This window comes from Collinsella aerofaciens (assembly GCF_040910325.1).
Taxonomy (GTDB): domain Bacteria; phylum Actinomycetota; class Coriobacteriia; order Coriobacteriales; family Coriobacteriaceae; genus Collinsella; species Collinsella aerofaciens_BL.
This window is the reverse complement of the sequence record NZ_JBDGAV010000046.1, coordinates 1-6288: the sequence shown is the minus strand read 5'-3', so window position 1 is coordinate 6288 and position 6288 is coordinate 1. Positions and strand designations below refer to the sequence as shown.

8 protein-coding genes are annotated in these 6288 nt (G+C 59.8%); 1 reads left to right on the top strand and 7 read right to left on the bottom strand.

Annotated elements, in window-relative coordinates; genetic code table 11:
• Positions 1-70: 70 nt before the first annotated feature.
• The 4 genes from AB5Z25_RS10550 to AB5Z25_RS10535 all read right to left on the bottom strand — a co-directional run bounded on the left by AB5Z25_RS10550 (position 71) and on the right by AB5Z25_RS10535 (position 2976).
• Positions 71-577 (bottom strand): hypothetical protein, encoded by a 507-nt coding sequence (locus AB5Z25_RS10550; RefSeq protein WP_368135547.1) that lies wholly within the window; start codon positions 575-577, stop codon positions 71-73.
• A gap of 227 nt (positions 578-804) precedes the next feature.
• A complete protein-coding gene (locus AB5Z25_RS10545) occupies positions 805-1827 on the bottom strand; it encodes a 2-keto-3-deoxygluconate permease (protein WP_349088836.1) in 1023 nt (340 codons plus the stop codon).
• Positions 1828-1970: 143 nt separating this feature from the next.
• Positions 1971-2294 carry an AzlD domain-containing protein gene (locus AB5Z25_RS10540; protein WP_117821266.1) on the bottom strand — a complete coding sequence of 108 codons (324 nt, stop codon included), beginning with the start codon at positions 2292-2294 and terminating at the stop codon, positions 1971-1973.
• Positions 2284-2976 (bottom strand): AzlC family ABC transporter permease, encoded by a 693-nt coding sequence (locus AB5Z25_RS10535; protein WP_368135545.1) that lies wholly within the window; start codon positions 2974-2976, stop codon positions 2284-2286. The genes AB5Z25_RS10540 and AB5Z25_RS10535 overlap by 11 nt, the downstream gene beginning before the upstream one ends.
• Before the next feature lie 127 nt (positions 2977-3103).
• Here AB5Z25_RS10535 and AB5Z25_RS10530 point away from each other — a divergent pair, with 127 nt between their 5' ends.
• Complete coding sequence (locus AB5Z25_RS10530) at positions 3104-3916, top strand: HD domain-containing protein (protein WP_368135543.1); 813 nt, start codon at positions 3104-3106, stop codon at positions 3914-3916.
• Here the strand turns inward: AB5Z25_RS10530 and AB5Z25_RS10525 are convergent.
• The 3 genes from AB5Z25_RS10525 to AB5Z25_RS10515 form a co-directional block, all read right to left on the bottom strand.
• The gene (locus AB5Z25_RS10525) at positions 3913-5118 is read right to left on the bottom strand and encodes an FAD-binding protein (RefSeq protein WP_368135541.1); all 1206 of its coding nucleotides are present in this window, start codon (positions 5116-5118) and stop codon (positions 3913-3915) included. The genes AB5Z25_RS10530 and AB5Z25_RS10525 overlap by 4 nt on opposite strands.
• Positions 5119-5934 (bottom strand): electron transfer flavoprotein subunit beta/FixA family protein, encoded by an 816-nt coding sequence (locus tag AB5Z25_RS10520; RefSeq protein WP_368135548.1) that lies wholly within the window; start codon positions 5932-5934, stop codon positions 5119-5121.
• 2 nt (positions 5935-5936) lie between these two features.
• Positions 5937-6288, bottom strand: a 352-nt coding sequence (locus AB5Z25_RS10515; RefSeq protein ID WP_368135540.1) for an FAD-linked oxidase C-terminal domain-containing protein, incomplete at its 5' end; no start/stop codon positions are given.

Sequence of the window (6288 nt, the reverse complement as noted above, 5' to 3'; positions counted from 1 at the left end):
GGTATCGGGTTCCCACATTCATCCGCACATGTGCGGATGAATGTGGGAAGTGTTCGGATGAAGTTGATAATCAAGGGGTGCGATAAATGGCCTTCTTTTGCAGACTTTCGACTTTTCGAGTCTGAATAAAGGCATGCAAAGACGTATATATGATGTAGCAGTAGCTAACGATAGGTTGAATCATATAAAGCGCTCCGCGACGATATACGCCCTGCGCATCGATATAGAACATAGCGTGCGTCCAGTAGCTGGTAAATGCCAGCACGACCACCAATACGGTTGGCAACGTCACGAGCGCCACCCTATAGCGCGCGGTCAAAAGGCGAGAGCCCTGCACTGTCTCGGAATAGAAAAACCAAATGAGGCACGCGATGGCGAACAGCGAAAACGAGACCGCGTTGGAAATCCAGTTGGCCGTGATGCCTACAGGAGTGCTCACGCCGTCCGAGAGCGTCCAGATCATATCGAAGAAAATGTAGGCAGCAGACGTGTAGCCCAGCATGCTAAACAAGAGCTGCTGGGTGCTCGAGAACAAGGAGCGGCGGCTTCGTGCGGCAAGCCCGATAAGAACAATCATGCATAGCAGGAATATCTCAATTTTGAGTGCCTTAACCACTAGACGCCATCCCTTCAATATCCAAGTGGTCAGAATCGCCCGATTCGAGTCTGGACAATAAACACCCCCTACTCCGCAGGGGTAAGGGGAATCATAGCAAAGCGCCCGAACGACACTGCAAGACAGCTTTCGTTCGGGCGCTCAAACGGCGCGAATTGCACGCCGGCATCATTGATTGGTAGCGATTGCTACTCGCCGTCGATGTCGGTCGCGACGGCTTCCTCAATAGCCTCGACGCCTTCGACCGACAGATCCTCTTTGCCATGGCAGAACTTCTTATCGACCCAGCCAGTCAGAATCGGGGCCATGATTGCCGTGATGATGACGGCGGTGGCGATCTGCGCATACGCGGTGGGCGCAAGCTCGGCATAGCGCGGAGCGACCTCGGCGAGGGCGACCGGCGTGGTCATAGCCGTGCCGGCGATAGTGGAGCAGGCAACGGCCGCCTTGCCGTTACCACCGCACAAGCGCTCGAAGGCAAAGGTGATAGGACCGACGATAAAGAGCGTGATAAGGCCCAGCAGGATGCCCGAGATGCCGCCAGTGATAAAGCTCGAAAGGCTCATGGACGCACCGAGCTGAAAACCGATGACGGCAATCGCGGGATTGGCGCCGGGGACCAGCAGATTCTTGATAAACGGGAACAAGTTGCCCAGGACCATGCCGATAACAAGCGGCAGGATGGATCCGATGATGGTGCCGACGGGGATGTTGGCGAGACCCGAGACACCGAGGATGATCATGGTGACGGCGGGGCCGGCCGTAAAGAACAGGATACCGACGGCGCCCTGCTCGGACTCATCGCCAAACTCGCCCATGATGCCCGTATAGAGCGCCATGTTGCAAAACGTAATGCCGCCGATGATTGAGACCGAGCTCAGGCCCAGGAAGTTGTCGTTAAAGAAATATGCCACACCCAAGCCAAGGGCGGCCGCAACAACAAGCTTGGGGATCAGTACGACGATGCCGGTCTTGATAGCGCCCGGCGTGGACTTAAAGCTGATGCCGGCACCCACGAAGAGCAGGATCGCAGCGACGATGGTATTGGAGCCGCCACGGCAGGCAGCCGTAAAGAAGCCGCCGATCTCAAAGACCTGCGGACAGAAAGTGTTGAGCAAAAGGCCAACAATCATGGGATAGATCATGATGTCGCCCGGGATACGCGGTACCTTGAATTTCTTTTGCTCGTTGGCGGTCGCTTCCTGTGCCATGAAACCCCCATTTCCGCTGACGCAGAACAAAAGCCCACGTCACGCTTTGCTACAGTAAAGTTTGACCATGGTACCAGAAGAAGCAGACCAGCTCGGTGAGAAATTCGATTCGTTGGGCCGGGACGCTAAACGCGCCCTTGCTTTTATACAAGGCTCAAAACGATATAGAACACGATGCCCGAGACGCAGCACCACAACATCGACTTTGTCTTGATTGCCACCGCCACGACACCGGCAGCCGCAATCCAGGGAATCAAGCCCTGCCACAAGCCGGCGTCGAAAGCGCCAGGGCTTATCAAATCGTTAGCGACCAGCGCCGCAAAGGCGGCGGGCGGAATATAACCCAAGGCCTCGGTAACGCGGGGCGACAGCGTTCTCCCGCGCAAGGCAAACGCCGGGGCAATACGGAAAAACGCGATAGCCGCCCATGACGACAGCCACAGGACCAAGAACTCATTAACGGGCATCGCGAGCACCCCTTCCTTCGGCGAGAGCATCGCACGCAAGCGCCGCGGCAACGCCGACGAGCACGCTTGCCGGCACGGCGATATTCGTCCACCCCAAGAACTTGCATATGGCGACAGACACCGCAGCCATAACGGCAGCCACGACATTGCCGCGCGACAGCCGCTGCGAAAAGAGCAGGCAGATAAAGAGCGAGGTGCAGACAAAACCCGCAATAGCGGTGGGGACATCGACAACGGCGCCGACGATGGCGCCCGTCGTACACGAAACGCCCCATGTCGCGATGAGGATCGCGTTGAGCACAAAGGACTCGTGCGGACCCCAATCCTCCCCTTCAACCAACTTGGCAAGCGAGATGCCGTATGCCTCCTCGGTGAGCGTCGCGGCAACGGCCAGCGCCTGACGCTTCGAGGCACCCCTCAGATGCGGTGCAATCGATGCCGAGTAAAGTGCAAAGCGCGAGGAGATTGCGGCCACACTTGCGACAATCGATGCCGCAGGCACACCTGCCAGCCACAGGTTGCAGACCATAAACTGGCCGCTACCCGTCACAAACGTGCTGCTCAGAGCAAAAACCATCCAGGGCTCCATTCCCGTCTGCGCCATAATCATTCCGCACGGCGCGCCTATCGCAACATAGGTGAGCATCACCGGCCAAACGGTTTTAACGATTTTGAGCACCATAGCGTTCCTCGTCCCGACAAGATTTCCGAGCCGCGTTCAACGACGCGACAGAATCATCGTCCGGTGGCAACCGAGTTCACCTACAATTGCCACCGGATCGAAAGACACAGCTTTTTAGGAAGTCATTATGACAGCTATCGATCGGGGCCGGGCGACCGCGGCCTTCAAACGCTATACCGATGCTTACGATGCCGCCAATCCACGTATCGCGCTCAAAATCGAGCATACGTACCACGTTGCCGAGGCATGCGATGCCGTGGCGCGCGAGCAGGGCTGGTCGACAGAGGATATTGACCTGGCCTGGCTTTGCGGCCTGTTACACGATATGGGACGCTTTGAACAGTTGCGGCGCTGGGACACCTTTAAGGACGCCGAGAGTATGAGCCACGCAGCGTTGGGCGTCGGGGTCCTCTTTGGCGAGAACCCCGACGACGCGCCTGCCACAACAAGCATCCGAGATTTTATCGAGACCGACGAGGACGACGAGCTCATCCGCGCGAGCATCGCCTATCACAGCGACTTTCGCCTGCCGGCACAACTCGACGAGCGTACACGGCGCTTCTGCGATATCGTGCGCGATGGCGACAAGATCGACATTATGCGCACCATCGCCGACAGCACCGTCGACACTATCCTCAAGGTTGATGAGGACGCGTTTCTCGCCAGCCGGTTCTCGACACCGGCTCTCGCTGCCTTTGACGAGCGCCGGTGCGTCGCACGCGATGAACGCAACGAGCCCGCAGACTACCTGGTGGGACTCATCTGCTTTATGTTTGAGCTCGTCTATCCAGCGAGCCGCGCGCTGGCGCGCGAGCAGGGCGATATCTACCGTCTGCTCGAAGCGCCCTTTGGCATTGCGCGCCCCTTTACCGATCCCGCCACGCAAGCGACCTGGGAGCGCCTAAAGGACGAGATGCGCGACTGGCTGGCGCGCGCCTAGCGCTCAAGCTGGGCCAGCAGCTCCTCGGCGACCTCGACGGCATCGCCGACAACCTTATACTGGGCAGCACCAAAGATGGGGGCATCCGGGTCCTCGTTGATGGCGATAATGCACTCCGCCCCACCGATGCCGGCAAGATGCTGGATGGCGCCCGAAACACCGATACTCACGAGAAGCTTGGGCGAAACCGATACGCCCGTCTGACCAATCTGATGGCGATACTCCAACCAGCCGGCCTCCACGACAGGTCGCGTGCAGCCAAGCTCGGCCCCCAGAGCCTCGGCGAGTTTTCGCATCAGGGGCAGATTCTTCTTGGAACCAATGCCGCGACCCACCACGACCAGGCGCTCGGCATCGGCAATTGATGCCTGCTGCCCCCACTCCTCGGCGGGAATCGAGATCTCGACACGAGCCTTAGCATCATCCGCAAGTGATATCTGGGTGATCGTGCCGGAGCGGCCGTAGTCAAAGTCGGGCGCCTTAAAGATGCCGGGACGCACCGTTGCCATCTGGGGACGATGATTGGGGCAGACGATGGTGGCCATCAGGTTGCCGCCAAACGCCGGACGCGTCTGTTGCAGCAGCCCCGTCTCCGTATCCATCGAAAGTACGGTGCAGTCAGCCGTAAGGCCCGTCTGCAAACGCACGGCAACGCCGGGTGCCAGCTCGCGGCCAAAGGCGGTCGCACCGTACAGAATGGCTTCGGGCTTACGCTCGGCTACCAAATCGCAGATCAGCCGGGCGTAAACCTCCGCATCGTTCTGGCGCAGACGCTCGTCGCGACAGACCAGGACCTCGTCTGCACCGGCGCAAACCAGATGCTCCAGGTCCTTGAGCGAGCTCTCGGGGCTCATGCCGGCCAATGCCACCAGACGGCAACCACGAGCATCGGCAAGCTCTCGTCCCTTGCCCATGAGTTCATAGGCCACTGGGGCCACGACATCGTGCTCGTCGGCCTGAACGAATACCCAAATGTCTCGATATGCATCAAGGTCCACCGCGCCAGCGGCCTCGTCACGCTCGATCGAGATAGCGTTGACAGGGCAGGCGTCGACGCACCCACCGCATAGGATGCAGCCGTCGGTTACGCGGGCGCAACGGTTGGGCCGCTCGCCTTCCACTACAATGCCGCCCGAGGCACAGGCGCGAACGCAGCGACCGCAGCCGATGCAGGCTTCGCTATCGATAATCAGTCCGCTCATCTATGCCATCCCCTCGATAATCTTGGCAAGTTTTGCCGCCTGCTCGGACGCCGTTCCGTCAACGGTCTCGCACGTTTGGTCGCGGTCGGGCACAAACGATCGCACGACCTGTGTCGGCGAGCCGGCAAGGCCGCAGCGCGCGGGGTCGGCGTTCACGTCGGCAGCGTTGACCACGCGCACGTCCGCCTCCTCGGCCGCACGAATACCGGCAATACTCGGCATGCGCAGTTGGCCAATCTCCTTGGCGGTCGTCATCGCGCACGGCATCTCAAGATAGACCGTCTCCTCGCCGGCATCGCAGCCGTGAACAAGAGCCAGCGAGCCGCAAGTCGTAAAGCCCGCGCTCTGCACGCAGCTCGCGTCGGTCACGCAGGGAATCTCAAAGGCACCAGCAAGCTCGGGACCAATCTGGGCCGTATCGCCGTCCACCGCCATCTTGCCGCAGATGAGCAGGTCGAAGTCCTCGTCGAGCGCCTCGATGCCGCACTTGAGGGCATAGGTGGTTGCCAGGGTATCGGCACCTGCAAAGGCGCGATCGGTCAGCAGCAGTGCGTCATCGGCGCCTCGGGCGATGCAGTCGCGCAATAGCGATTCGGTCGCGGGGATGCCCATCGACACCACCGTTACACGCACATCCATGCCAAAGCCGATAAAGTCGTCCTTCAGTGCCAGCGCGCATTCCAAAGCGCTCGCGTCAAAGGGATTAATGACCGCCTGCTTGCCATCGCGCACGATGGTATTGGTCTTGGGGTCCATCTTGACCTCGGTGCTGCCCGGCACTGCCTTGACGCACACCACCATATGGAAATCGCTCATCTTCACGCGCCCCCTTTCTGGACGAGCTCATCCAAGAGCTTCTCCGAAAACAGGTTACCGCGACCCAGCTGCCCGGCAGGATCGAGCTGGAGCTTGAGCCGCGCCGACTCGACCATGGCCTCGTGACCGTACATCGTCTCCAAGAAGCCTGCCTTGATCTTGCCGACGCCGTGTTCGGCGGAGACGGCGCCGCCCATGGCCGTGACCTCGGAAGCCCACTGGGCAAAGAGCTCTCCGCCGCGGCGGTAATCCTGCGCATCGCGCGGCAGAATGTTCACATGCAGATGGTTGTTACCGATGTGCCCCCAGGCGGCAGATTCAAGCCCACTTTCGGCCAACGTGCGGCGATAAAGG

What these genes read in the sequence shown, in the direction of transcription:
- AB5Z25_RS10520 (WP_368135548.1), bottom strand. Translation starts at nt 5,934, where the DNA reads ATGAGCGATTTCCATATGGTGGTGTGCGTCAAGGCAGTGCCGGGCAGC.
- AB5Z25_RS10545 (WP_349088836.1), bottom strand. Translation starts at nt 1,827, where the DNA reads ATGGCACAGGAAGCGACCGCCAACGAGCAAAAGAAATTCAAGGTACCG.
- AB5Z25_RS10540 (WP_117821266.1), bottom strand. Translation starts at nt 2,294, where the DNA reads ATGCCCGTTAATGAGTTCTTGGTCCTGTGGCTGTCGTCATGGGCGGCT.
- AB5Z25_RS10535 (WP_368135545.1), bottom strand. Translation starts at nt 2,976, where the DNA reads ATGGTGCTCAAAATCGTTAAAACCGTTTGGCCGGTGATGCTCACCTAT.
- AB5Z25_RS10550 (WP_368135547.1), bottom strand. Translation starts at nt 577, where the DNA reads ATGATTGTTCTTATCGGGCTTGCCGCACGAAGCCGCCGCTCCTTGTTC.
- AB5Z25_RS10530 (WP_368135543.1), top strand. Translation starts at nt 3,104, where the DNA reads ATGACAGCTATCGATCGGGGCCGGGCGACCGCGGCCTTCAAACGCTAT.
- AB5Z25_RS10525 (WP_368135541.1), bottom strand. Translation starts at nt 5,118, where the DNA reads ATGAGCGGACTGATTATCGATAGCGAAGCCTGCATCGGCTGCGGTCGC.